25 protein-coding genes and 2 pseudogenes are annotated in these 26,561 nt (G+C 35.3%); 24 read left to right on the top strand and 3 right to left on the bottom strand.

What is annotated here, in order from left to right:
• Window positions 1-386 precede the first annotated feature (386 nt).
• Window positions 387-1,025 (top strand): class I SAM-dependent methyltransferase, encoded by a 639-nt coding sequence (locus tag VK90_RS21910; RefSeq protein WP_048375188.1) that lies wholly within the window; start codon window positions 387-389, stop codon window positions 1,023-1,025.
• Window positions 1,026-1,208: 183 nt separating this feature from the next.
• Here VK90_RS21910 and VK90_RS21915 read toward each other — a convergent pair whose 3' ends face one another.
• Window positions 1,209-1,559 carry a YxeA family protein gene (locus tag VK90_RS21915; protein ID WP_048375190.1) on the bottom strand — a complete coding sequence of 117 codons (351 nt, stop codon included), beginning with the start codon at window positions 1,557-1,559 and terminating at the stop codon, window positions 1,209-1,211.
• 202 nt (window positions 1,560-1,761) lie between these two features.
• On the opposite strand from VK90_RS21915, the gene VK90_RS21920 reads away from it, so the two are divergent.
• From VK90_RS21920 to VK90_RS29955, 5 genes and pseudogenes are all read left to right on the top strand, one after another.
• A complete protein-coding gene (locus VK90_RS21920) occupies window positions 1,762-3,027 on the top strand; it encodes a Y-family DNA polymerase (RefSeq protein ID WP_048375192.1) in 1,266 nt (421 codons plus the stop codon).
• Window positions 3,024-3,365, top strand: coding sequence for a YolD-like family protein (locus tag VK90_RS21925; RefSeq protein ID WP_048375194.1), 342 nt, complete (start codon window positions 3,024-3,026; stop codon window positions 3,363-3,365). The genes VK90_RS21920 and VK90_RS21925 overlap by 4 nt, the downstream gene beginning before the upstream one ends.
• A 133-nt stretch (window positions 3,366-3,498) precedes the next feature.
• Window positions 3,499-6,105, top strand: a complete 2,607-nt coding sequence (gene ppsA / locus VK90_RS21930; protein WP_048375196.1) for a phosphoenolpyruvate synthase — start codon at window positions 3,499-3,501, stop codon at window positions 6,103-6,105.
• Between the two features lie 340 nt (window positions 6,106-6,445).
• Complete coding sequence (locus VK90_RS21935; RefSeq protein WP_048375198.1) at window positions 6,446-8,833, top strand: immune inhibitor A domain-containing protein; 2,388 nt, start codon at window positions 6,446-6,448, stop codon at window positions 8,831-8,833.
• Between the two features lie 139 nt (window positions 8,834-8,972).
• A pseudogene (locus tag VK90_RS29955) lies at window positions 8,973-9,095 on the top strand (YolD-like family protein); the annotation flags it as partial.
• Window positions 9,096-9,117: 22 nt separating this feature from the next.
• On the opposite strand, the gene VK90_RS21945 reads toward VK90_RS29955, so the two are convergent.
• On the bottom strand, window positions 9,118-9,735 hold the full coding sequence (locus tag VK90_RS21945; RefSeq protein WP_048375201.1) for a TetR/AcrR family transcriptional regulator: 618 nt from the start codon (window positions 9,733-9,735) through the stop codon (window positions 9,118-9,120).
• Between the two features lie 172 nt (window positions 9,736-9,907).
• Here VK90_RS21945 and VK90_RS21950 point away from each other — a divergent pair, with 172 nt between their 5' ends.
• The 12 genes and pseudogenes from VK90_RS21950 to VK90_RS22005 all read left to right on the top strand — a co-directional run bounded on the left by VK90_RS21950 (window position 9,908) and on the right by VK90_RS22005 (window position 20,449).
• Window positions 9,908-11,089: a YhgE/Pip domain-containing protein gene (locus tag VK90_RS21950; protein WP_048375203.1), complete on the top strand. Its 1,182-nt coding sequence runs from the start codon at window positions 9,908-9,910 to the stop codon at window positions 11,087-11,089.
• A gap of 230 nt (window positions 11,090-11,319) precedes the next feature.
• Complete coding sequence (locus tag VK90_RS21955; RefSeq protein WP_048375205.1) at window positions 11,320-11,754, top strand: ferritin-like domain-containing protein; 435 nt, start codon at window positions 11,320-11,322, stop codon at window positions 11,752-11,754.
• 204 nt (window positions 11,755-11,958) lie between these two features.
• A pseudogene (locus tag VK90_RS21960) lies at window positions 11,959-12,422 on the top strand (DUF2691 family protein).
• A 23-nt stretch (window positions 12,423-12,445) separates the two neighbouring features.
• Window positions 12,446-12,976 (top strand): GNAT family N-acetyltransferase, encoded by a 531-nt coding sequence (locus VK90_RS21965; protein WP_048375207.1) that lies wholly within the window; start codon window positions 12,446-12,448, stop codon window positions 12,974-12,976.
• On the top strand, window positions 12,963-13,841 hold the full coding sequence (locus VK90_RS21970) for an aminoglycoside phosphotransferase family protein (protein WP_048375209.1): 879 nt from the start codon (window positions 12,963-12,965) through the stop codon (window positions 13,839-13,841). Before VK90_RS21965 ends, VK90_RS21970 begins: the two co-directional genes overlap by 14 nt.
• 126 nt (window positions 13,842-13,967) lie before the next feature.
• Window positions 13,968-15,296, top strand: a complete 1,329-nt coding sequence (locus tag VK90_RS21975) for a YjiH family protein (RefSeq protein ID WP_048375211.1) — start codon at window positions 13,968-13,970, stop codon at window positions 15,294-15,296.
• Between the two features lie 734 nt (window positions 15,297-16,030).
• On the top strand, window positions 16,031-16,375 hold the full coding sequence (locus VK90_RS21980) for an ArsR/SmtB family transcription factor (RefSeq protein ID WP_002137101.1): 345 nt from the start codon (window positions 16,031-16,033) through the stop codon (window positions 16,373-16,375).
• A gap of 29 nt (window positions 16,376-16,404) precedes the next feature.
• Window positions 16,405-16,920, top strand: a complete 516-nt coding sequence (locus tag VK90_RS21985; protein ID WP_048375214.1) for an SRPBCC family protein — start codon at window positions 16,405-16,407, stop codon at window positions 16,918-16,920.
• 86 nt (window positions 16,921-17,006) lie between these two features.
• Window positions 17,007-17,387, top strand: a complete 381-nt coding sequence (locus VK90_RS21990; RefSeq protein WP_048375216.1) for a VOC family protein — start codon at window positions 17,007-17,009, stop codon at window positions 17,385-17,387.
• A 199-nt stretch (window positions 17,388-17,586) separates the two neighbouring features.
• The gene (locus tag VK90_RS21995; RefSeq protein WP_048375219.1) at window positions 17,587-18,174 is read left to right on the top strand and encodes a GNAT family N-acetyltransferase; all 588 of its coding nucleotides are present in this window, start codon (window positions 17,587-17,589) and stop codon (window positions 18,172-18,174) included.
• A gap of 303 nt (window positions 18,175-18,477) precedes the next feature.
• The gene (locus tag VK90_RS22000) at window positions 18,478-19,146 is read left to right on the top strand and encodes a YdcF family protein (protein ID WP_374202580.1); all 669 of its coding nucleotides are present in this window, start codon (window positions 18,478-18,480) and stop codon (window positions 19,144-19,146) included.
• 154 nt (window positions 19,147-19,300) lie between these two features.
• Window positions 19,301-20,449: an acyl-CoA dehydrogenase family protein gene (locus VK90_RS22005; protein WP_002172566.1), complete on the top strand. Its 1,149-nt coding sequence runs from the start codon at window positions 19,301-19,303 to the stop codon at window positions 20,447-20,449.
• Between the two features lie 312 nt (window positions 20,450-20,761).
• Here the strand turns inward: VK90_RS22005 and VK90_RS22010 are convergent, their stop codons facing one another.
• Window positions 20,762-21,682, bottom strand: a complete 921-nt coding sequence (locus VK90_RS22010) for an MBL fold metallo-hydrolase (protein ID WP_048375222.1) — start codon at window positions 21,680-21,682, stop codon at window positions 20,762-20,764.
• A gap of 204 nt (window positions 21,683-21,886) precedes the next feature.
• Between VK90_RS22010 and VK90_RS22015 the strand changes: the two genes are divergently transcribed.
• The 6 genes from VK90_RS22015 (at window position 21,887) to pxpA (ending at window position 26,541) form a co-directional block, all read left to right on the top strand.
• On the top strand, window positions 21,887-22,564 hold the full coding sequence (locus VK90_RS22015; protein ID WP_048375224.1) for a copper homeostasis protein CutC: 678 nt from the start codon (window positions 21,887-21,889) through the stop codon (window positions 22,562-22,564).
• A gap of 27 nt (window positions 22,565-22,591) precedes the next feature.
• Window positions 22,592-23,143: a signal peptidase I gene (lepB, locus tag VK90_RS22020; RefSeq protein ID WP_002172560.1), complete on the top strand. Its 552-nt coding sequence runs from the start codon at window positions 22,592-22,594 to the stop codon at window positions 23,141-23,143.
• A gap of 157 nt (window positions 23,144-23,300) precedes the next feature.
• Window positions 23,301-24,053, top strand: a complete 753-nt coding sequence (locus VK90_RS22025; protein ID WP_048375226.1) for an IclR family transcriptional regulator — start codon at window positions 23,301-23,303, stop codon at window positions 24,051-24,053.
• Window positions 24,054-24,067: 14 nt separating this feature from the next.
• Window positions 24,068-24,781 (top strand): 5-oxoprolinase subunit PxpB, encoded by a 714-nt coding sequence (pxpB, locus tag VK90_RS22030; RefSeq protein WP_048375228.1) that lies wholly within the window; start codon window positions 24,068-24,070, stop codon window positions 24,779-24,781.
• A complete protein-coding gene (locus VK90_RS22035) occupies window positions 24,772-25,761 on the top strand; it encodes a biotin-dependent carboxyltransferase family protein (RefSeq protein WP_048375231.1) in 990 nt (329 codons plus the stop codon). The genes pxpB and VK90_RS22035 overlap by 10 nt, the downstream gene beginning before the upstream one ends.
• 18 nt (window positions 25,762-25,779) lie before the next feature.
• The gene (pxpA, locus tag VK90_RS22040; protein ID WP_048375233.1) at window positions 25,780-26,541 is read left to right on the top strand and encodes a 5-oxoprolinase subunit PxpA; all 762 of its coding nucleotides are present in this window, start codon (window positions 25,780-25,782) and stop codon (window positions 26,539-26,541) included.
• The last annotated feature ends 20 nt before the right edge of the window (window positions 26,542-26,561 follow it).

Raw genomic sequence — 26,561 nt, forward strand, 5'->3', positions numbered from 1 at the left:
TTTTGGGTGTTGTCTATGAGTATACCACTTCTACTCATCAGGTAGCATAGTAAAAAAATTCAAACCCGTCAGGGTTTATTTGATATGCCTACTTTTATAACATCTATAAACGATAATAAAATACTACGTGAAAAGACCGCATTTTGTATAAATATATCCCTTAAGTTGATGGGTGTGGGGTAGCATCACATACCCATCAAGTTAAGAAAATAGATTACCCTGAAATGAAAAAAACACTATTCTTTCTGTAAAATCATAGGAAAGGATAGTGTTTTTTATAGTTATTTCAGATTTGTATCAAATACACAAATGAATGTAAAGACTGTTTTTTTCTTTTTGTTAGGAATATAATCAAGGGAATTTATGGGAAAGGAATGTTGTCACATATGAATAAACAAAAAGAATATTGGAATGGAGTAGCAAATGAAAAAGAATTCACGACACCTTTTCAACTTGACTTATTCTCAAAGTATGTAAATAAGGATTCAATCTTATTGGACTATGGATGCGGGTACGGAAGAACATTACTTGAACTAAAAGAACAACAATTTACGAATTTATATGGTGTGGATTTTTCAGAAGAAATGATTAAACGGGCTAAATCAAATGATATAGCTATTGATTTTAATATTATTAAAAGCGGGAAACTTCCCTTCCCGGATAATTTTTTTGATTCCGTTTTATTATTTGCAGTTCTAACCTGTGTATACCAAAATCAAGAACAGGATTCTATTTTAAATGAAATTAAACGGGTATTAAAACCAGAAGGTATTATTTATATTAATGATTTTTTACTAAATGAGGATGAAAGAAATAAAACACGCTATGAACAGTATGTTGATAAGTATGGCACTTATGGCGTATTTGAATTATATGATGGAGCTATTTTGCGCCATCATAGTGAAAAACGTGTAAAGGAATGGACAAATACTTTTGAGAAATTAGAGTATGAAAAAGTAGAGTACGTAACAATGAATGGTAACCGTTCTAATGGATTATTATATATAGGTAGAGTGAAAAAGTAAAATAACTTGTAATACACTAATAGCGAAACAAAATTACAATAAAGTCTATTTACATGTAATCTAAAATGTTATCTAATTTTACTAATAAAAGCACTGGTGATTTTTTATTACTAAATCAATAACTAAGCCAAAAGTCGATTTCCTATACGATAAAGAAATCGGCTTTTTTGTTTATATACTATATTACAATTGTCCCTTTATTTTCTCCGGAATATCCTTTTCAGAAATGACCTCATAAGAATAAACATACCTGCCTTTCACATGAATTTTTAAGTGAGTTTTTCTTATAAAGTCATTAGGAGTGTTAGTTCCTACTGTATATTCTTTCTCATTCCTTGATTCATCAACACATTTTAATGAGTACATAGCTCTTCCATTATGATTATAATCCGGAACGCCATATCCCTTCGCAATGGCGTATACATTTTTTTCTTCAGCAATCGGATTAAATCTGTCCAAACCCCCGCGTAACATGAAAGGTAGTAAGTATATAGGAAGGCTTATTCCTATTATGCAAAGTGCAAATTTCTTCATTATTGTTTCTCCTTTTGCGTATTTACATTTTTCAGTATAGAAAAAACTTCTTATGAATATAGAGGGAAATTCCTTAAGTTTTTCTTAAAACAGGTTTTTAAAGTACGGTTATTTTAACCAAAATTTTCATGGAAACACCTTTTAAAAGAACGTAAGTTCGTATATAATAAGAACAAATGTTCTTTTGTTAGGAGTGATTCCCTTGTATGATTATTCTCTATTGCCAAATCGAATTATTCTTTGTGTAGATCTTCGTAGCTTTTATGCGAGCGTATCATGTATTAAAAAAGGACTTGATCCACGTTATACAAAATTGGCTGTTGTAGGAGATGTAAATCGGAGTGGGTCGATCGTATTAGCGGCAACACCACCATTAAAAGCATTAGGAATAAAGAAGATGGCACGTTTGTACGAAATACCAAAGCGGCCAGATATTATTATTGTGAATCCGATTATGCATACGTATATGAAGTGTTCAACTTACATAACAGGTTTAGCTTTGCAATATGTTGCACCGGAAGATTTTCATCAATATAGTATCGACGAGTTTTTCATGGATATGACTGCAAGTATTCATTTATTTGCGAGTAACCCGTGTGAGTTTGCATTAAAGTTCAAGCGAGAAATATATGAACGTACAAGGATTGAAAGTACGATTGGTATCGGGCCGAATTTATTATTGAGTAAAGTAGCAATGGATATTGAAGCGAAAAAGAATAAAGATGGAATAGCGCATTGGACATATGACGATATACCCGAGAAGTTATGGAGCATTAGACCGCTCAGTAAATTTTGGGGTATATCGTATAAAACTGAAATGAAATTGAATCGAAAAGGTATACATACAATTGGAGAATTAGCGCAGTATCCTTTGAAATATTTAAAGCAATCTTTCGGTGTAATAGGAGAAGAATTACATCTGCATAGTAATGGGATTGATTTTAGCAGAATAGCAGAGAAATATGTTCCAGCGACAACATCTATAGCGAAGAGCCAAATATTATTTCGTGATTACTCGATAGAAGAATTCGTCGTTATTTTATTAGAGCATATAGAAGAAGTTTGTTATAGGTTGAGAAGAGAAAAGAAATGTGCTCAAACAATCCATTTTTCAGTCGGGTATAGCAAGGAATATGGCGGGGGAATAAGAAAGGCGCATACGTTAAACCGGGCAACAAATTTAACGCTGGATATTTATAATATTTGTACATATTTTTTATATGAGCGTCATACGGGGGAGCCGATTCGATCGATAAGTATTTCGTTAACAAATTTAATAAATGAAGGAGAAGAACAAATTTCACTTTTCGATAACATTATACAAAGAGAAAAAGAAATGCGATTAACGAAGGTCATGGACGAGATTCGAACACGATTTGGTAAGAACAGTATTTTACGGGGGATTTCCTACACGAGCGTCGCAACAGCAAGATATAGAAACACATTATTAGGAGGTCATAAATCGTGAAGAATGCTAATATGCCAAAAGGAAGAGGCATGGTAAAGTGGCAACCGTTTGCTAGTATGCCAGAGCAGTTCGTAACTATTAAAGAAATGATACATGAGCAAACGAAAGTCCCGCGTCCAATCTTAACGCAAGATGCAAAAGAAATGATTGAAAATAAGCTATTATGTTCATTTTTAGGTGAGGAAGAGGTTTTACTTACATATTATAAAGATGGCTATCTATATAAAAATTACATAACAGTAGCTGATATAAATCCATTAAATGAGACGATTACTTGTACGGATGCTTTTCGTAATAAAAGAATTTTTAAGTTTGTTGATGTAATTGAAGTGAATTAGAGGGAGGGGAAATAAAAATAATTATCTCTTCCTAACTTAATTATATCATGTAATTAACGGTCAAAATAGACTGTTTATTCTCATTTACTCTTGCTACAATCAATAGCACACGAATAGTAAGGAGAGGTGCCGAATGAGTTCTTTCGTTCTCGATTTTCAGGAAATACAAAAAACGCAGCTTTCGCTCGTTGGCGGAAAAGGCTTGAATTTAGGGGAGTTATCAAATATTCAAGGTATACAAGTGCCAGAAGGGTTTTGTGTTACAACGGTAGGATATGAAAAAGCAATCGAGCAAAATGAAGCGTTTCAAGCTTTGTTGAATCAATTAACAAGGCTAAAAATTGAGGACCGAGATCAAATTGGTGAAATCAGTAAGAAGATTAGAGAAACCATTATGGAAGTAGAAATTCCTTCTAATGTAGCGGAAGTGGTAGCTCGTTATCTCTCTCGTTTTGGAAATGAACATGCTTATGCAGTACGTTCTAGTGCTACTGCTGAAGATTTACCATATGCCTCGTTTGCTGGTCAACAAGATACGTATTTAAATATCATCGGAAAAGAAGCAATCTTGCAGCATGTAAGAAAGTGTTGGGCTTCTTTATTTACAGATCGAGCGGTCATTTACCGAATGCAAAATGGTTTTGAACACAGTCAAGTTTCTATATGTGTTGTCGTTCAAAGGATGGTTTTCCCGCAGGCTTCGGGAATTTTATTTACTGCTGACCCGATTACTTCTAATCGAAAGGTGCTATCAATTGATGCCAGTTTTGGACTTGGTGAGGCATTAGTATCAGGACTGGTCTCTGCTGATAATTATAAAGTAAAAGAAGGGGAAATCGTCGATAAGATGATCGCAACTAAAAAATTGGCTATCTATGCCTTAAAAGAGGGCGGAACAGAGACAAAACAGATCGATCTCACTCAGCAAAAGATTCAAACACTTACGGAACAACAAATATTACAACTAGCACAGATCGGCAGACAGATTGAAGCTTATTTTGGTTGTCCGCAAGATATTGAATGGTGTTTAGTTGATGATACATTTTATATTGTCCAAAGTCGACCTATCACGACTTTATATCCAATTCCAGAAGCAAATGATCAAGAAAATCATGTATATATATCGGTTGGTCACCAACAAATGATGACTGATGCAATGAAACCACTAGGGTTGTCTTTTTTCCTGTTAACGACTCGTGCGCCTATGCGTAAAGCGGGGGGAAGGTTGTTTGTTGATGCTACACAAAGATTAGCTTCACCTGCTAGCAGAGAGTTCTTAATCAATACTTTAGGAAAATCGGATCCGCTCATCAAAGATGCATTAACGACTGTAATAGAGCGAGATGATTTTATCAAATTGTTACCGGATGATGAAAAAGAAAAAAGTGTTGGTAAAAGTATGCCATCTGCAAGTTCGCAACCACAAATCGAAAATGATCCAGCAATCGTTACGGATTTAATAAAGAATAGTCAAGCCTCGATCGAAGAGTTAAAACAAAACATTCAAACGAAATCAGGGGTGGATGTACTTGATTTTATTTTGGAAGACATCCAGCAATTACGGAAAGTATTATTTAACCCGCAAAGTATAGCTGTAATTATGGCAGGTATGGTTGCTTCATCATGGATCAATGAAAAGATGGAGCAATGGCTAGGTGAAAAAAATGTAGCAGACATACTTTCACAATCTGTACAAAACAATATTACGTCAGAAATGGGGCTAGCATTATTGGATGTTGCAGATGTGATTCGACCGTATCCAGAAGTCATTGAGTATTTACAGCATATAAAAGATGACAGCTTTTTAGATGAACTAGTTAAGTTTAAAGGTGGGGAGAAAGCCCGAGATGCAATCTATGCTTTTCTGAATAAATACGGAATGAGATGTAGCGGAGAAATCGATATTACGAAAACGCGCTGGAGTGAAAAGCCAACTACAATTATCCCAATGATTTTAAATAATATAAGAGACTTTGAAGCTGGTGCTAGTAAGCGGAAATTTGAAGAAGGGCTGCAGGAAGCTTTGAAAAAAGGAGAAGATTTATTGAATCGATTGCAGCATGTACCAGATGGCGTACAAAAAGTAGAAGAGACGAAGCGAATGATCAGTTTAATCCGGAATTTCACTGGTTATCGTGAATATCCAAAATACGGAATGATTAATCGTTATTTCATATATAAGCAGGCATTACTGAAAGAAGCCGAGCAACTCATGCAAAATAGCGTTATTCATGAAATAGAAGATATATACTATCTGACTTTTGAAGAACTTCACGAAGTCGTTCGCACAAATAAACTAACTTACGAGGTCATCAATAATCGGAAAAATGAGTACAAATTATATGAAAAACTAACGCCGCCGCGTGTAATTACGTCTGATGGTGAAATTATTATAGGTAAATATAAACGAGAAAATCTCCCGGTCGAAGCGATAGTAGGTTTACCTGTTTCTTCTGGAGTGATTGAGGGGAGAGCTCGTGTTATTTTAAACATGGAAGAAGCGAATTTAGAAGATGGAGATATATTAGTTACGGCATTTACTGATCCAGGCTGGACACCATTATTTGTGTCTATAAAAGGGTTAGTCACTGAAGTTGGCGGACTCATGACACACGGAGCAGTTATTGCACGTGAATATGGATTACCAGCAGTAGTCGGGGTAGAGCATGCTACGAAACTAATAAAAGATGGGCAACGAATTCGGGTGCATGGAACAGAAGGGTATATTGAAATATTGTAGTTGTACTTTAGATAAATAAAGAGATCATTCACTAAATATAGTGGACGATCTCTTTATTTTTTTAGCCTGCTACTATCAACTGAAACTAAAGAATGAAATAAAAATGAGTATGTGAATTGGGTTTCTTTGAATGTCCCTGTCGTAGAAGAAAACATACATGCCACGATTCTAATTCACATGAAAGAAGCAACTATAAAAATCGATGAATCAGAATGTATATCAATCTAAAACAAAGAATATTTTCAAAAATATCACAAAATAAGACAGTATATTGCAAATTATTAGAATATTCTTTACTATATAAACGTTGGGACGTATTTAATAATGGGGAGGAATAGGGATGAAGAAAAAGCCTTTTAAGGTGCTGTCTACGCTTGCGGCGACAGCTGTGCTTAGTTGCACATTTGGATTTAGTAGTCAATCTGTTTATGCGGCAACGCCGTCTAATGTAGGATCTTTAAGTCCAATTGATGAAAATTTAATTCAAGAGGACCGTTTAGGAGACGCGTTGAAGCAGCGTGGTGTAATTAGTGAATCTGCGTCGAAAGAAGACACATTAAAAGCTGTTGAAAAATACGTAGAGAAGAAAAAAGGCAAGAATGCTGGAAAAGAACCAGCAGCGGGGGACAGTGTCTCGAGAGAAGCTTCTGACGTTTTGAAAAAAGTGAAAGATGCAAAAGCAGATATGAAAGAAAAAGCTGAACAACCTGCTGGTGGTCCAGTAGCTGGGCAAGAGCAGGTTAAAGGTGGATTAAACGGAAAAGTACCAACTAGTTCAGCGAAGCAAAAAGAATATAATGGGCCTGTTCGTAAAGATAAAGTACTTGTATTGCTAGTAGAGTTTGCTGACTTTAAGCATAACAATATTGATCAAGTACCAGGTTATATGTATTCAAATGATTTTAATCCAGAACATTATCAAAAAATGTTATTTGGTGATGAGCCATTTACACTCTTTGATGGTTCAAAAATTCCAACATTTAAACAATATTATGAACAGCAATCAGGCGGCAGTTATACCGTCGATGGAACAGTAACAAAGTGGTTAACAGTTCCTGGTAAAGCAGCGGATTATGGTGCAGATGCTGGCGATGGCGGTCATGATAATAAAGGACCAAAAGGACCTCGTGATCTTGTAAAAGAGGCATTAGATGCAGCTGTAGCAAGCGGTATGGATTTATCAGAATTTGACCAATACGATCAATATGACAGTAATGGAGACGGAAATAAAAACGAACCAGATGGTCTTATTGATCACTTAATGGTCATTCACGCTGGAGTTGGTCAAGATGGAGGCGGTGGTAGATTAGGTGACGACGCAATTTGGTCACATCGATGGAACCTTGGAAACCCATATCCAATTGATGGAACAAAATCAAAAGTTGATAACTATGGCGGTAAAATGGCTGCATACGATTATACAATTGAGCCAGAAGACGGAGCAGTTGGTGTATTCGCACATGAGTTTGGTCATGATTTAGGTCTTCCAGATGAGTATGATACGCAATACTCTGGATCAGGTGAGCCGATTAACTCTTGGTCTGTTATGAGCGGCGGCAGCTGGGCAGGTAAAATTGCAGGTTCAACGCCACCAAGTTTCTCTCCGCAAAACAAAGAGTTCTTTCAAAAGAACATTGGCGGAAACTGGGCGAATATTGTAGAGGCTGACTATGATAAATTAAATCGCGGTATCGGTTTTGCGACATACTTAGATCAAAGTGTAACGAAATCAGCTCGTCCTGGTCTCGTTCGTGTTAACTTACCAGATAAAGATGTAAAAGGTATTGAGCCTGCATTTGGTAAGAAATATTACTTTAGTACAAAAGGAGATGATCTTCATACGACACTAGAAACGCCAGTGTTTGATTTAACAAATGCAACAAATACGAAGTTTGATTACAAATCATTGTATGAAATTGAAACTGGTTGGGACTTCCTTGAAGTACATGCTGTGACAGAAGATGGTACGAAAACGTTAGTGGATCGAATTGGTGAAAAGAATGTTAAAAATGGTCTAGACACAACAGAAGGAAAATGGATAGATAAATCATATGACTTAAGCAAATTTAAAGGTCAAAAAGTAAAATTAGTATTCGAATACATTACAGATGGTGCTACGGCACCAAGTGGTTTTACTCTTGATAATGCAACATTAACTGTCGATGGAAAAGTTGTGTTCTCTGATGATGCAGAAGGTGAACCACAATTTAAATTAAACGGTTTCGTTGTATCAGACGGCTTTTATAAGAAGAAACATAACTACTATTTAGAGTGGAGAAACTATGCTGGTGCTGATGAAGCGTTAAAATATAGCAGCGGTGTACCGTACAATACAGGTCTTGTTGTATGGTATGCAGACTCTAGCTTTACAGATAACTGGGTTGGTATTCATCCAGGCGAAGGTTTCTTAGGAGTTGTTGACTCTCACCCAGAGGCAATTGTTGGAACGTTAAACGGTAAACCAACTGTTAAAAATAGTACACGATATCAAATTGCAGATGCTGCGTTCTCCTTTAACCAAACACCAGCGTGGAAAGTTGTATCTCCATCACGCGGAACATTTGAGTCTAAAGGATTACCAGGTGTAACGAAGTTTGATGATTCGAAATCTTATATGAACAACTTAATCCCAGATGCAGGGCGTAATGTACCGAAACTTGGATTGAAATTTGAAGTAGTTGGACAAGCAGATGATAATTCTGCAGGTGCAGTTCGTTTATATCGTTAATAATGGAGAAGCTGTTGAAGGGGATTCCTTTCAACAGCTTTTTTCATAGAAACATAAATTTAAAGTTATTAATAAAATAATAGTAACTACTCAGCCTAGAAGTTTGGTAAAGGGTATTATTTCAATGAAAATACGCTTACATTTATATGAAAATTACATAACAGTAGTTGATATAAATCCATTAAATGAGACGATTACTTGTACGGATGTTTTTCGTAATAAAAGAATTTTTAAGTTTATTGATGTAATTGAGATTGATTAAAACATGTTTCTATGCAGCTGGCTTATTTCTTTAAGCCAGCTGCATAGAAAGGACCATGAATTGCGATTGTTGATAAAATATGAGCAATTTCCTCAGGTGTTTCTTTTTGTCCATTATTTAACCATTGTTGAATGACACCTATATGAGCAGATGCCATATAAGAAGCTAAGTATTGGCTTGGAACAAGTAAATTCTCCTTATTAATGAGAGCACCGTTTGTATCTTCAAATAGTGTTTTCCACATAAAATCTTTCAGTTTTGTTTGGAAAGATAAATCTCCTTTTGGGCTTAGTACAGCTTTCATAAAATCACTATTTTCATTTAGAAATTCAAGAATAGAAGCGATAAGTACAAACGGCGTCGTTGGGGAAGGATTTGACCCAAGGTCAGCAATAACTTCTGGAAATTTCCGTTTTGCAATGCTAGAAAACTCATGCATAATTTCTTCTTGGCATTTCGTCATTAAATCGAATTTATCTTGATAATGTGTATAAAAAGTACCTCGATTTATGTTCGCTTTCGTTGTAATATCTTTCACCGTAATTGCTTCAAAACCTTTTTCCTCAATTAACTCCACTAATGCATTTCGTATGGCAGTTTTTGTGCGAATAACACGCAAATCTAAATTACTATCGCGCAAAGCATGTCCCTCCTTAATTTTAGTCAACACATTTCAAAAATGTGTCTTATAACCGACACATTCACGATTTTTGATTATTGAATAAGATTTAGCTCAAACATATAATTCAAAATATAAATAAACAACACGCTGTTCATTTATTGTAACTGAAATTAAAGGAGGAGAACAGAAAATGTTTAAAAATAAGCTTTTATATTTGTCACCAGTCATTGCACTACTTGTTGTTTTTATTTTTTCATTAACGTTATTTCCAACAGTTCAACCTAAGCCGAAAAACTTGCCAATAGCAATTGTGAATGAGGATCAAGGAGTGGAAATTCCGAATCAAGCGAAAATGAATATGGGGCAAACGATTGTTGATATGATCAAAAAAACATCAAAAACGGATGAAGAACCTGCGGTGAAATGGGTGGAAGTAAAAAATAAGGAATTAGTTCAAAAAGGTTTAAATAATCAAGAGTATTACGCAGCATTAGTCATTCCGAAAGACTTTAGCGTAAAACAAGCATTGTTACGAACACCACAGCCATCTTCGCCAGAGGTAGAAATATATATTAATCAAGGAATGAATATGGCTGCTTCAACTATGGCAGGGCAAATGTTAAATGGCGTAGTTGATAATATGAACAATAATGTTCGTACACAACTATTAGAAGGATTTAAAGCAAAAGGAACTACATTAACAGCAGATCAAGTTGCAAATGTAGTAACACCAATTACGAAGAAAGTGACAAATGTAAATGAAATCGGAAAAAATAGTGCGAACGGTAACTCGCCAATTTCTTTATTCCAACCGTTATGGATTGCAAGTTTAGCGAGCGCAGCAATCATCTTTATTGCCATTAGTAAAATGCCGGTAGGTACAAGAAAAGAAAACTTTGTATTAAAAGTAAAACAAATAGTAACAGGAGCAGTTGCAGCGCTTGTAATTGGATTTGGTCTTACATGGATAGCGGATGGAATGGTAGGATTAAATATCCCGAATTTCTCGGATACGGCTTTATTTTTATCCATTACTTCTTTTAGCTTCCTCTTAATGATTTCTGCGGTACTTTCATTAGTCGGACTAAAGGGAATCGGGTTATTCGCTCTATTACTATTCTTTGGAGCACCGTTATTATCGTTAGCACCTGAAATGTTGTCGTCATTTTATCAAGATTGGGTGCACTCATGGTTGCCAATGCGGTTTATGATCGAAGGACTCAGGGAAATATTCTTCTTTGGAAAAGGGTTAAGCTGGAATACACCTGTTATTGTGCTCGTTTGGATTGGTGTGGTAAGTATGGTTATCATTTTAGCAACTGCTTTCAAACGTAGTGCAATAAAGGAACATAAAACTGAATTAAACGCTTAAAAGATAAAGAACGTTTCACTAGTAGTGAAACGTTCTTTTTTTTGTGAAATCATTATAGAATGTTTAATCGATAGGAAACGAAAACAGTGATAACTAGGCTTTTTCAATATTTTTAAAGGGGGATTGGAGTAAAGGATTATAAGAATGGGTCCATTCTGTCCCTGTATATATACATGCTCCTACTATTTCAAATTGCATAAAATGTTATGCGAAATAATGGAGGGGATACGATGTATAATTCGAATTATCATGATTGGTATAGACAGAATGATAAGCTGATTAGTGATATTGAAAAAGCAATTAATGGAGAGTATAGCGCTATAAATTGCTACGCTAAATTAGCTAACATGGCTCCAAATGAGGTGGAACGAAAACAAATTCTTGAAATCCGTAATGATGAAATAAGACATTTTCATCATTTTGTACAAATCTATACGAATTTAACTGGCAGACAGCCGAAACCACAGATTACAGAAGATTGCCCTAATACGTACTTACAAGGATTAGAATTCGCTATACAAGATGAACAAAAGACAGTGGATTTTTATTTAGAAATTTCAGACGAAACATCGGATGCGCATCTGAAAGAGTTGTTGCGTAGAATAGCTGCGGATGAACAAAATCATGCGGTGTGGTTTTTATATTATTTTGTGAAAACGAAGTGAATTACTAAAAAAATAAATAAAAGAAAAAGCACCTCAGTTATGTTTAACCGCTGAGGTGCATTTATATATTTAATTTAAAACTGGAGCGAACCATTGGGAATTACTTGCTTTTCAACGAATAATATGCTTGATTAGGTAATAATTACTGTTTTTATTTGAGAAAAAGAGATGATTATTCATGGTCCATAAAGAAGGAGCAAACAAATGAAAAGAGGAATTACAGTAGATATTCCAGGTGGATACGATAATCTACTTTGGAAAGTGTTAAAGCCAATTGATATTACTGCGTTTGATTGGAAAGTGGGTAATGAGGAATCTTATTTAATAGTGGGGAATGGATTAGGTCCAGAATTATTTTCAGAAGATAACGAGGTCATGAAAGGCTCAGAATTAAAAAACTATTAAAGGAAAGCATATATTATCTTATATTTGTAGATTTAAAAGCATATCCAAAAGGAGAAGTACTAGGGGAAATTGAAACACATGAAGAATTTAAAGAGAGTATGTGTGAAGTAGTCGTTCTAGTGGCGGATGGTGATTACATACAAATTTATGCGAAAGACCAAGAAGTGATTGAAATGATGTATGAAAACGCACTTAATCAAGGGTTATATGTAGAATACATTACAGATGAAAACGACGGTAGAACGCGTTTGTCAGTATGGTAGTAATATGAAAGGGGAACAGAAATATGGAGAGAAATACAGTTCAAGAATATAAAATTCGAATTGCCACTGAAGATGAAAGTGAAAGCATTATTACTCTATTAAAAGAAGTAGCACAGTGGTTACAAGATAAAGAAGTGGATCAATGGCAGTATCTTTTAGGAGAAGAAGCTACAGCTGAAATACTAGAAGGTATAAGAGAGAAATATACGTATGTTGTTTTAAAAGAAGATGAAATTGTCGGTACGGTTACAGCATCTCCTAAACAAAATGAATGGGATGAACGTATTTATGGTAAAGAGGAAGTTTCGGATTCATTATATATTCATAGATTTGCGGTGAAACGGGAGTATAAGGGGAATGAAATAGGAGAATGGATTTTACAGTGGATAGACGAGAATGTACAATGTGATAAAAATTATTTAAAGTTAGATTGTGTTGGGCATAATCGTACGTTGAATGATTTTTATAAACGATGTAGTTTTGAATATATCGGTAGTACGGATGGACTTAGTAAGTTTCAAAAGAAAAGGAGGAAAGTGAATGAATCCAATTAACACAGAGTTAGCTAAAAGGTTAGTACAAGAACAGTTTCTTGAATGGGCACATTTAGAAATTAAGCCAGTGAAATGTAGCGGGCATGATAATAGAACGTTTCATTTAGGGAAACAGATGAGTGTAAGATTACCAAGTGATGCAGCGTATGCACCTCAAGTAGAGAAAGAAAACAAGTGGCTTCCTATATTAAGTAAGGAACTTTCTTTACCAATTTCTGCACCAATTGCGAAAGGGAATCCGTCTGAAGAGTATCCGTGGCCTTGGTCTATTAATAAATGGATAGAAGGAGAGACGGTTACGAAAGAAAATGTTCGTGACTTAGATGAATTTGCAGCGGACTTAGGAGCATTTTTAATAGAATTACAATCAATTGATGCGAGTAACGGACCAATAGCTGGAGCACATAATTTTTACCGAGGCGGGCTTATATCTGTATATGATGACGAAGCGAGAGTGGCTATTGAAAATAATAAGGACGTTTTTGATGAAACATTATTAAAGCACCTTTGGGATTTAGCACTTCGGTCAACATGGGAACGCACACCAGTTTGGGTTCATGGAGATATAGCGCCGGGGAACTTACTCATTAAAGATGGAAAGCTTTGTGCCGTAATTGATTTTGGTATTTTAGGAGTAGGAGATCCTGCCTGTGATGCAGCGATGGCATGGACGTTTTTTGATAAAAATAGTAGAAACATATTTAAAGAAGTATTGAGTATGGATGAAGAAACGTGGAATAGAGCGAGAGGATGGGCGCTTTGGAAGGCGTTAATTACATATGATGCGAATAGAAATAGTAATAAAAGAATGGCAGAAGAATCTTGTCGTGTGATTCAAGTGATTGTGGATGATTATGAGAGGTAATAGAAAAAGCCTATTTTGATCTGTATATTTCAAAATAGGCTTTTTCATATGATTAAATATTCAAAATCAAAAGAAGGAATATAACATCATTATACAGAATATTTAGATAATAGGAGGTGTCGAATTTTGAGTGAAATTGAATTAAAAAGTAATGTAATTAAGACAGGGCGAGAGAAGGGGATTATTCTTCGGTTTATTCTCGCTAGTCTAGTTGGTGTGTTTATGTTTTTCGTACCAGTTACGATAAACGGTGCTTCGTCTATTATGATTGATCATATTGTATCGTGGATAAGAGCTACTGTACCTTCTGTAGTACCTTATTATGCACTGCTTGTTATGGTAATTGGTGCGGTTTATCCATTTTATACGAAAAAATGGAATGCATCTATTGTAGACATTTGTTTTTCTATTTTAAAAGTAGTCGGCGTTGTTTTTGGCGTATTATATTGTTTGAAAGTAGGACCAGCTTGGTTCTTTGCGCCAGATGTTGGACCGTTTTTGTACGAGAAGTTAGTTATATCAGTGAGTTTACTCGTTCCAATTGGCTCGGCGTTTTTAGCGTTATTAGTCGGATATGGATTACTTGAATTTATCGGTACATTTTGCCGTCCGATTATGAGACCGTTATGGAATACACCAGGACGATCAGCAATTGATGCGGTTGCTTCCTTCGTTGGAAGCTATTCGCTTGCGCTCCTCATTACCAATCGTGTTTATAAAGAAGGGAAGTATACGACGAAAGAAGCAGCAATCATCGCCACAGGTTTCTCAACAGTGTCCGCAACATTTATGATCATCATCGCAAAAACATTAGATATTATGCATCTATGGAATATGTACTTTTGGACTACGCTTGTTGTAACATTCATCGTGACTGCTATCACCGTAAGAATCCCGCCACTTAGCAAAAAGCCAGATACATATATTACGAAAGAAGGGTTCCCAGAGCCCGTTTATAAAGAGAAAATGTTAGAGAGAGCTTGGGAAGATGCATTAGAAGTATCAAAATCTGCACCGAGTATTATGAAAAATATCGCAGTGAACTTAAAAGATGGATTTATTATGACGATGGGAATTTTACCATCGATTATGTCAGTAGGATTAATTGGTATCGTCTTAGCAAAGTTTACGCCAATATTTGATTGGATTAGCTATATTTTCTACCCATTCACTTGGTTACTACAACTTCCAGAAGCGGAACTAGCTGCTAAAGCAGCATCAGTTGGTATTGCAGAAATGTTTTTACCTTCACTTTTAGTTGTAAGTGCACCGCTCGTGACAAAGTTTGTAATTGCGGTTGTTTCGGTATCATCTATTTTATTTTTCTCCGCATCAATTCCTTGTATATTATCGACAGATATTCCGTTAAAAGTATCTGAACTTATTGTTTTATATGTGCAAAGAACGATTTTAACATTGCTTATTATTACGCCGATTGCGTATATGTTGCTATAAATAGTTAATATTAGGTTTTCATTTCTGAATATATGCCATTTTCTGATTTTTTTTATTTAGAAAATGGCATAATGTTAATTATGTTCTAAAGTAACTCTAGATGATTTTTTCATAAATAACGAATTAGCTAAGTATATAATCATACCAATACTTGTGATTAATACTCCTGCAAGTAGAAAAACGCCGCTTACTTTTATCCATAGGGCTAAAATTGAACCCAATGTAGGTGAAATGACCATAGCACGCACCGTGCACCATTGCATTTGCGGTACTAGATACTCTTCCCATTAATCTTGAAGGTGTTTGAGTTTGAAGTAAGTAACCATAGCAGCGATAAATACACCAATAAAAAACCAAATGATTAACCATAAAAATAAATTGCTCATCGTGATCAATTTCCACTCAAGAAGAGCAGAAGTCATTTGATTATTTTTTTTCAAATGACTTCTTTTTATTTATCGTAAAAGTCCGATTGACGTGGGCTAATAATCAATGAGAGATGGACAAAATCCTCATTGATTAAAGTTTCACTTTATCGTAAAACATAGGTTTGTGAAATGTTTTTAATCCATTTTTATTTTTAAGTAACGACTACGTTTTGTATCAATTTAGATTTTGAATATTCCTTGACAGGAATATTCCTGAATGGTTATAATCGATTCAACAGGACGATAATATTAGTGATGATATTGATGTGTTATAACCGGAGACCATCACTTTACGAGGTGAGTGATATGTCGGGAAAAATTCCGGGCGTGAATATGACGACGTTGAGCGCTTTATCTGAACCGAATCGTATGAACATCGTTGAACTCTTGCGTGACGGTCCCTTAACCGTTGGGGAAATTGCCGATCATCTAGGGTTAAGGCAACCACAAACTTCGAAACACCTAAAAGTGTTAAGCGATACAGGGATTGTGGAAGTGCAGGCTGAAGCTAATCGCCGGATTTACAAGCTCCGACCTGAGCCTTTCCAAGCACTTGATTGTTGGGTACAGTCATTTAAGCGTGTGATGGAAGAGAGATTCGATAATTTAGATGAGTATTTGAAGGAATTGCAAAACAAGGAAAAGTCATAAAATCAGTTCATATTTAAGGAGGAATTAAAATGTCAAACAATACAATGGTATCGAGAGTAGAGAACGATCGGGTATTAGTACTGGAGCGCGTTTTTGATGCGCCGCGCGATTTAGTATTCAGTATGTTTAAAGAACCAGAGCATTTGAAACAATGGTGGGGACCAAGGGGCTGGGAAATTCCAGCATGTACTGTCGACTTCCGTCCAGGAGGCGTTTGGCACTACTGTATGAAGTGTGTCGATCAGAACCTGGGGCAATTCTTTGGTATGGAATCATGGGGAAAAGGAGTTTATAAAGAGATTATTGAGCCAGAGAAAATTGCCTACACTGATTACTTTTCGGATGCTGAAGGCAATGTAAATGATTCTATGCCGTCAACAGAGATGACATTGGAATTCATCGATTTAGGTGGAAAGACAAAGCTAATAAACCGTGCTGAATATGTTTCAAAAGAGGCACTTAAGAGCGTTATGGACATGGGTATGTTACAAGGTATCACCGAAACATGGGATCGTTTGAACGAGAGATTGCAGTCGCTGAAATAGATTTTTGTACCGTAATTTTATTTTCGGTGATAGTAAAGTAAAGCATTGGGTTTAATAGAAATTTTTGTAAGGGAGAGTTAAAATAAATGATTAATAATGTTGGTCAAATCATGTTGTATGTTAATAACCAAGATGAAGCAAAGGAATTTTGGACAGAGAAAGTAGGGTTTAGTGTAATTTCAGAGGAAGATAACGGTCAAGGTATGAGATGGATTGAAATTGCTCCAACAAAAGAAGCTGAAACAAGCATTATTCTTCATAATAAGGAATTCATTGCGAAAATGTCGCCTGAATTAAATCTTGGAACACCTTCTTTAATGTTCTTCTCGAAAAATTTCGATAATTTATATAGTGATTTATCAAACAAAAATGTTACAATCGGAGAAATTGTAAATATGCCTTCGGGTAGAGTGTTTAATTTTGCAGATAGCGAAAATAATTATTTTGCAGTAATGGAAAAGAAGTAAATTCAAATTATTGGTGCGATGCTTGAATAAAGGCATCGCATTTTTATTTATCATAAAATGCAGTTTATGAGGTATTTGGGGTAAACATTTATTTTGAATTTATATTATATTTCTGTAATATAAGCACTTTGTGTTAATGTATAATAATAAATTAATATAAAATAGTATGATATAGTTACAACAAAGGGGGAGGCTAAAAATGGAAATTATTCATGAAAGAGCAAAGTTACGGTTAATAGATAGCAATGATGTCGAAAAAATGTTTTCAATTGTGGAAGGAAATCGAGATATTTGGGCGTATTTAATCTCTAAAATGAATACTGTTCAAGATATGCAGCAATATGTTCAAAAGGCGATAAAAGCTTATGGGGCAGGTAAGGATTTACCATTTGTAGTTGTTGATCAAAAGACAAATGAAATTGTAGGAAGTACACGCTTATATAACATTTCAGTTGAAGATAAGACAGTTGAGTTAGGACAAACGTGGTATGACCCGAGTGTACAACGTACGAGTATAAATACAGAGTGTAAGTATATGTTACTTGAGTACGCTTTTGAAAAGTTACATATGCTGAGGGTTCAAATTAAGACTGATGTAAGAAATGAGAAAGCGCAAAGAGCAATTGAAAGGCTAGGTGCAGTAAAAGAAGGCGTACTTAGAAATGAAAGAAGATTGCCAAACGGACATGTGAGAGATGCTGTTGTGTATAGTGTTATTGCAAGTGAATGGCCAGTTGTGAAAGAACGCTTATTAGAAAAGTTAGAGTCGTATAAAGAAAAATTATAATTCATAATAGGAAAGGTATATGGATCGTGTAGATGAAAAATATGCCTTTTTTCTTACAAAACTGTTACTTCTTTTAGTTACTTTTGTTTCATCATTCCATTATGAGAAAAAATTCGTTACAATGTAGTTGTATGGTAATAAACTTATAAATTACACAAATGTAATGAAAACCGCAAACGAAAAATGAATTGATAATCCTCAATTTTAAATGAAAACCCTTTAATACATATATAACAAGAAAAATTCCTTCTTTTAAACAAATTCAAACAAAATGATTTGATATATACGTTTTTATATAGAAGTATGGATGATGTACGGAGGCAATTATTAATGAAAGAAAATAAGAAGAGTAAGAAAAGTAAGAAAAGAAGAATCTTGCAAGTGTTCTTGCTTATGATTTGTTCTATTATTTTATATGTAAGCTATGCCGCTTACGATATTTGGAGTTACCGCTTTAAAACAGAAGATGATGTGAAGACGGATGCTGGAATCGTACTAGGAGCAGCTTCATGGAACGGAAAACCATCTCCTGTATTTAAAGAAAGAATCAATCATGCGATTTCTTTATATAAGAACGGAAATATTAAAAAGATTATTTTTACAGGTGGTACAAAGTTTGAAGCAGAGCTTGAGGAAGCGCGTACTGCTAGAGTATATGCATTGAAACAAGGTGTAAAAGAGGAGGATATTTTAATTGAAACAAAATCCCTTTTCACTGAAGAGAATTTAAAAAATGCAAAGCAAGTTGGAATAGAGAATGGAATACGCACATATACGATCGTGAGTGATCCACTTCATATGAAACGCGCAATGAGAATCGCAAAACATATTAATATTGAAGCATATGCATCACCGACTCCAACGTCAGCATATAAAACGTTAGATACAGAAATCCCATTCTTTTTTAAAGAATTATTCTCGTATATTGGATATGTAACCTCTTTGCCATTAAAGGCATTGAAAGGGGATTAATATAAGAAAAGAATCTATCTTTATATAGGAACTTTTCTTATTGTTCAAAAACATTGTATTTTTATCGGAATAGTGAAACAATAGAGAGGTAGCTTCATATAATCATAATGGCAAAATGAACGGTTTATGAATCGAACATAAAGGAGATTATAGTATGGCACTCTCATTTGTTGAAACAGAAGAACAATCTTTAATTATTGAACAAATAAATAAATTGATTCCGAAGTTCATGGAAAGGGAGCATCAACTAAGTGAATTAGGGTCATTTCCGTATGAAAATATTAATAATTTGAAAGATATCGGATATACAAAATTAACGTTGCCAAAAGAATTGGGAGGTAATGCGATTTCCTTATACGATTTTGTTTTATTTCAAGAGAAAATAGCAGAAGGCTGTGGTGCTACTGCATTGTCAATTGGATGGCATCTCGGTATTGTAAAGGAATTAGCGGAAAACCGTTCTTGGAACGAGGAGATGTTCATTTGGTTTTGTAAGGAAGTGCGTAATGGTGCACTTTTTAATAGAGCTTCAACAGAACCGAAGACAGGTAGTCCTACGCGCGGCGGAAAACCAGAAACAGTAGCAACTCAAAAAGGTGATAAGTGGATTATAAATGGAAGAAAAACTTTTACGACGATGGCACCAGTGCTAGATTATTTTATTATTTCAGCAAGTATTGAAGGCCGGGAAGAAATCGGGGAGTTTGTCATTCCAAAGAATACGTTAGGTGTATCAATTGAAGAAACTTGGGATAGCGTTTCAATGCGAGGGACTGCTAGCCATGATCTTGTATTACAAAATGTAGAGATACCGGATCGTTTTTTCACTGATATAAAGGGTTCAAAGGTTAAAACGAAGGGAATTGGTTGGTTACTTCATATACCAGCATGTTATTTAGGAATCGCACAATCGGCAAGAAATTATGCAGTTCAGTTTGCGGAATCATACAAACCAAATAGTTTGAATCATGCTATTAGTTTATTACCGAATGTTAGAAGATTAGTTGGAGAATTAGAACTTGAGCTTATGCAAGCTCGTGTCTTTTTATATCAAATTGCGAAAAAATACGATGAGGCAGAAGATAAACTTTCATTGCAAGCAGAACTAGCGGCAGTGAAATATGTTGTAACAAACGCGGCTATATCTATTGTAGATAAAGCAATGCGTATCGTCGGAGCGAAAAGTTTATCAGAAAAAAATCCGCTTCATCGTTATTATTTAAACGTCAGAGCCGGTTTACACAATCCGCCGATGGATGATGCAACACTTTCCATACTGGCGGATGCGGCGTTTCGGTCGTAGTTATAAAACATAGGGGCTGTCCACATCGCTATCAAGCTAACGAAAAAAAATACCCAAAAACGAGAAAATTAACATCTTTGGGTGAAAATGTACAATTTTCTCGTTTTGGGTGCATCATAAAATTTTGAAGTTGATGGATGTGGTGGTTTACCTTTACTAATGAAATTGATTATTTTTCTGTTCCTTGTTCCACTAACGTACTTGCGAATCTAATAAATAAGTTTTCGAATACCTGCAAATTCTTTATAAAATCACCATTAAATGTAGTGCTAATCTACTTGTTTGTAGTTAATGGTATCTGAATGTTTTGATTTAACGACTTACTATACCTTTTAGCATTTTTAAATTTTGTTGATAGATTTCTGGAGAATCCCAGTTCTTGTATTTGATAGGAACAATAGTATCTTCGATATTAATGTTTGTTCGTGTGAGCACAGTTAAATCAATTATATAATCTATTAATTTCGAAATATGTACTTTTGTTCCAATTGGACCGTGTCCTGGAACCGCAATCTCTATATCCATATCCGAAATTCTTTCCAAAATATGAATCCAATTCTCTGGATTCGATTCTTCAAAAAATGTCGGGTGACAATCAACAAATAATAAATCCCCCATAAATATCACTTTCTCTTCTGGAATATAAAGAATGGCATCACAGAATGAATGCCCGTCACCTAATGTGAAAAGCTTTGCGTTACGATTAATTCCATGAAAAGTTACTTCATCAAAAAATGTTTGTTGCGGTAACATTAATTTCAAAGTTGGTAATGAAACTTCTAATTCGCTTAAAAAGTTTATTTGATGTTCTAATTTGGGATTATCGGTTTGATTTACTTGTTCTTTTAAAGATTGAATATAATTTCTTAGACCTTGTATATCATTTTTCTGCTTATCGATTCTCGATGGATGAATATCCTTCATTTTGTCGTATGTGATTTGACTTGAAATAATAGTACTATCCTTAAACACTTGATTTCCTCGAATATGATCTCCGTGCCAATGACTATTTATAACCCATGTAACTGGTCGATTTGTTATTTTTTCGGCAATATACTTTAAATCTTCGGCAGCTTGTTGTGTGTTGAATGCATCAAAAACTATTGTTTTATCCCCTAAATCAATAAAACCTGCATTTGCTACGGCGCCACCGCCTTCTTTCGCTATTGCAGCGTATATCCCGTCACTAACTTTTTCAAGACTAAAATGTTTGCTTAAAAAATCCGTATCCATTTTCCTCTCTCCTTGAGTTCCAATTTTACCTAATTTTTCGATATTAAAGGACAGATTCCTCTAAAAACTCAATATATATAATATGTGTTATCAACTCAAAAAATCTTTCTTTTCATTCTTCTTTTTATAGTTTTATAGGAGAAAGCTAGGTTTCTTATTTCTACTACTGTATAATGAGAAAAAAGCACGAAAAGAGGTTATCTCATGCTAGAGGTTATTGCAACTTGTTTAGAAGATGTGAAGCGAATTGAAAAGGCTGGTGGAAATCGAATTGAACTCATTTCATCGTATACAGAAGGTGGTTTAACACCGAGTTATGCCTTTATAAAAAAAGCAGTAGAAGCAGTACAAATACCGGTTCATGTCATGATTCGTCCGCATGCGAAGTCTTTTATATATACGGAAGAAGAAATTGAAATGATGAAAGAAGATATTGAAGTTGCTCAAAATCTTGGGGCTGCTGGTGTTGTATTAGGTGTATTAAATGAACAAAATGAAGTTGATAAAGAGAAATTAGCAGATTTATTATCTGTTGTAGATGGAATAAATGTAACGTATCACCGTGCGATAGATGATACTGAAAATCCGGCAGAAGCGATGAAAGTTTTGAAGAAATTCAATAAAGTTACTCACGTGTTAACTTCAGGCGGACAAGGAAATGTAGTAGCTAATATTCCGGTGCTTAGAGAGATGCAAAAGGAAAGTGAAGGGAATATACAGCTTATTGTTGGAAGCGGAGTAACGAAAGAGAATGTAAAACAATTGCTAGATGAAACTGGAATCGCGCAGGCACATGTAGGTACAGCTGTGAGAGAAGGTAAATCATGTTTTTCTGAAATTGATCCAGGGTTAGTACAAGAGTTAGCAGTTTTAATAAAATAGTTGTCATGTTAGAAAAGAGGGGAAAAGATGGAGAAAAATACGAAAAAAGAAGTAATCTCATGGATTAAAACGATAGGGATTACACTTGGGATTGCTTTTATCGTTCGAGGGATATTATTTACGCCTTCACTAGTACAAGGTGAGTCGATGATGCCAACTTTAGAAAATAATGAGCGAGTTCTCGTTAATAAGATTGGTTATAGTATTAATGGATTAGATCGCTTTGACGTTATTATCTTCCACGGAAAAGAAGGGTATGATTTAGTAAAACGAGTAATTGGTTTACCAGGTGATACAGTTGAGTATAAAAATGATGTTTTATATGTAAACGGAAAAGCGATGGAAGAACCGTATTTAAAAGAATATAAAGAAAAAGCAGCTGGTCGTGTATTAACTCCTGATTTTACGTTAGAACAAATTACAGGGAAAACGAAAGTGCCAGAAGGCCAAGTATTTGTTTTAGGAGATAATCGTGAAGTTTCTAAAGACGGTCGTATGTTTGGATTTATTTCAGAAGATGAAATTGTCGGAAAAGGACAAGCTGTTTTCTGGCCATTGAAACAAGTAAGAGCGTTATAAAGTGTAGAGAAAGTATGGGAGAGGTATTCTTCCATACTTTTTTATTTGTTCAAAAATATATTGATAGAATTTAAAGAATATTTTATAATTTTTAATTATATATTTGTTTCGAAAAACGGAATTCAAGTTCCGAAATTCGGAACATAAAGGAGATAGGATGAATATAAATAAAACGGCAGTTAAGACAATGGATATTTTGGAGTTGTTTTATGAACATGAGGAGCTAAGTTTAACAGAGATGGTTCAGCTTACGAATATGCCAAAAACATCTGTTTATCGTTTAATTGGTTCGTTAGAAGAGATGGGGTTTTTACAAAAAACAGAAAAGAGTAAGTATCGTCTCGGAGTCGTTTTTTTACGATTTGGTCAACTTGTTTCACAAAGGTTATCGGTAAGAAATATTGCTCTTCCATATATGAAAGAGCTTAGAGATAGTTTAGGACAGGCAGTTAATTTAATTATTCAAGATGGTAATGATGCAATTTATGTTGAAAAGATGGAAGGAGCTCAGCCGGTACGTGTTTATACGGCGGTTGGAAGAAGAGCTCCACTGTATGCCGGCGCGTGTCCGAGAATTTTACTATCGTATTTTTCTGAGGAAGAGAAAAGGAAATATGTAGAGGCAATAAATTTAAAGCAATTTGCAGATGGAACGATTGTTAATAAAGAGCATTTGCTAGAAGTATTACATATGGCGAAAACGGAAGGGTATACAATTAGTTATTCTGAATTAGAAAATCATACAGCGGCCATAGCAGCGCCAATTTTCGCAAATGATGGAACTGTTGTAGCGGGTATTAGTATTTCAGGATTAGCAATTGAATATAGCGAAAGTAACATTCCGTATTTTATTGCGAAAGTGAAAGAAACAGCGTACCGCATTTCGAAAGAACTCGGCTTTTGGGAGTAGAAAGAGGGAATGGGATGAAATTTTCTACGTTAGGAGATCAAGCAATTATTGTTACATTTGGTGAAGAAATCGGGATGGACATATATGAAAAAGTACAGCGATTATTTCAAGCACTGCAGCAACATCCATTTTCAGGGATGATAGAATGTGTTCCGTCATTTACTTCATTAGCGGTGTACTACAATTTGTTCGAAGTATGGAAGAAAAATGATAGAAATATAAGACCATATGATTACGTATGCCAGTACATAAATGGGCTATATGATACTTATAAGGAAGAAATGAAAAGGGATGTGAAACATATTTCCATACCAGTTTGCTACGGGGGAGAATATGGGCCAGATTTAGAAGAGGTCGCACACTATCACGGGTTACAAGTAGAGGATGTTATTCGAATACATAGTGAAACGACATATTTTGTGTATATGTTAGGTTTTACACCTGGGTTCCCTTATTTAGGAGGATTACCGAAAGAATTAGAAACACCTAGAAAAGAAACACCACGGTTACAAATCGCACCTGGTTCAGTAGGTATTGGCGGAAATCAAACAGGTATTTATCCGCTTGAAACGCCGGGCGGATGGAATATTATTGGCCGAACACCAATCCTTTTATTTAATCCGAAAGAAGAAACACCTACCTATATTCAAAGCGGTATGTATTTACGTTTTATCCCGATAACAAAGGAAGAGTACGTATCGTTAGAGGGGGCTAAAGAATGGATGTAGAGGTTTTGCATGCTGGGATGTTTACAACAGTCCAAGATTTAGGACGTTATCATTATCAACAATATGGTGTACCTGTTGGAGGCGCTATGGATAAGAGCGCACTCAGGATGATTAATATGTTAGTTGGCAATGAAGAGAATGAAGCTGGACTCGAAATTACGATAATGGGGCCTAAATTGTTAATAAAGAAAACGACTTTATTAGCGATTGGCGGGGCAAATATGGAACCGTTATTAAATGGAGAACGTATTCCGTTATGGCGTCCCGTGTTAGCTGAAGAAGGAAGCATGCTTTGTTTCGGAAAAGCGAAAAGCGGGTGTAGGGCGTATGTGACCTTTGCGGGCGGTATCGATATTGATCGTACGATGGGAAGCAAAAGTACTTACATACGTGCTGCTATTGGCGGTATGGAAGGGAGAATGCTGAAAAAAGGAGACTATTTTCAAATTGGTACACGACCAGAAGTTGCGAGTCGTTTCATACAAAACTTACAAGAAGAAAAGCGTATAAAAACGAAGTGGGCAATTTGTAACAAGGCGTTACCAAAATATAAGAAGCATCCTACTCTTCGCGTTATAACAGACTTTGAATATGATCAATTTACAGAAGAAAGTACAAAGTCGTTTTTTACGAAAGAGTATAAAGTGTCCAATTATGCTGATCGTATGGGGTATAGGCTTGACGGAGAAGTTTTAAATAGAGTTGAAGAGATAGAAATTTTATCGAGTCCAGTTACATTTGGAACAATTCAAGTACCGAATGGTGGACAGCCTATTATACTAATGGCAGATAGACAAACGACAGGTGGTTATCCGCGAATTGGAAATGTCATTTCAGTAGATTTACCTCTTCTAGCGCAGTTGAAACCAGGAGACTATGTAACTTTTGAAAAAATCTCTATGGAAGAAGCTGAACAATTATATATAAAGCAGGAAGAAAATATGAGTCTAGTAAAGAAATTCATCGCTTTACGAAGCTGAGATTAGGAGGAAAACATCGTGACTACAATTGATTTAAACTGTGATTTAGGAGAAAGTTTTGGAGCTTATAAAATGGGGAATGATGATGAAATTCTTCCGTTCGTTTCCTCAATAAATATTGCTTGTGGATTTCATGCTGGTGATCCGACCGTTATGCGGCAAACAGTTGAAAAAGCATTACAACATAATGTAGCAATCGGAGCGCATCCCGGATTTCCTGATTTAATTGGATTTGGGAGAAGGAACATGCACGTTTCACCAAGTGAAGTATACGATTATGTTTTATATCAAATTGGCGCATTGGACGGATTTGTTAAAGCTACTGGAGGAAATATGCATCATGTAAAGCCACACGGTGCCCTATATAATATGGCGGCAACTGATTCGGAAATTGCGGATGCAATCGCAAAGGCAATTTCTCATATAAACCCTGAACTATTACTTTACGGATTAGCGAATAGCGATGCATTTACGCGAGCGGCGGAAAAGTATAACTTAACTTTCGTACAAGAAGCTTTTGCTGATCGTACGTATAAGCAGGATGGAACTTTAACAAGCCGTACAGAAGAAAATGCTCTTATAAAAAATGAAGACGAAGCAATAAACCAAGTACTTCAAATGGTGAAAGAAGGGTATGTAGAAGCAGTTACTGGAGGGAAAGTAGCACTTCAGGCGCAAACGATATGTTTACATGGAGATGGAGAGAAAGCAGTACAATTTGCGGGGAGAATATACAGAACATTCGAACTTAACGGTATTTCTATAAGTGCACCAAAATAAAAAATGAGGGGAAGTGTTAC

It is taken from the genome of Bacillus sp. LK2 (assembly GCF_001043575.1).
GTDB lineage: Bacteria > Bacillota > Bacilli > Bacillales > Bacillaceae_G > Bacillus_A > Bacillus_A paramycoides.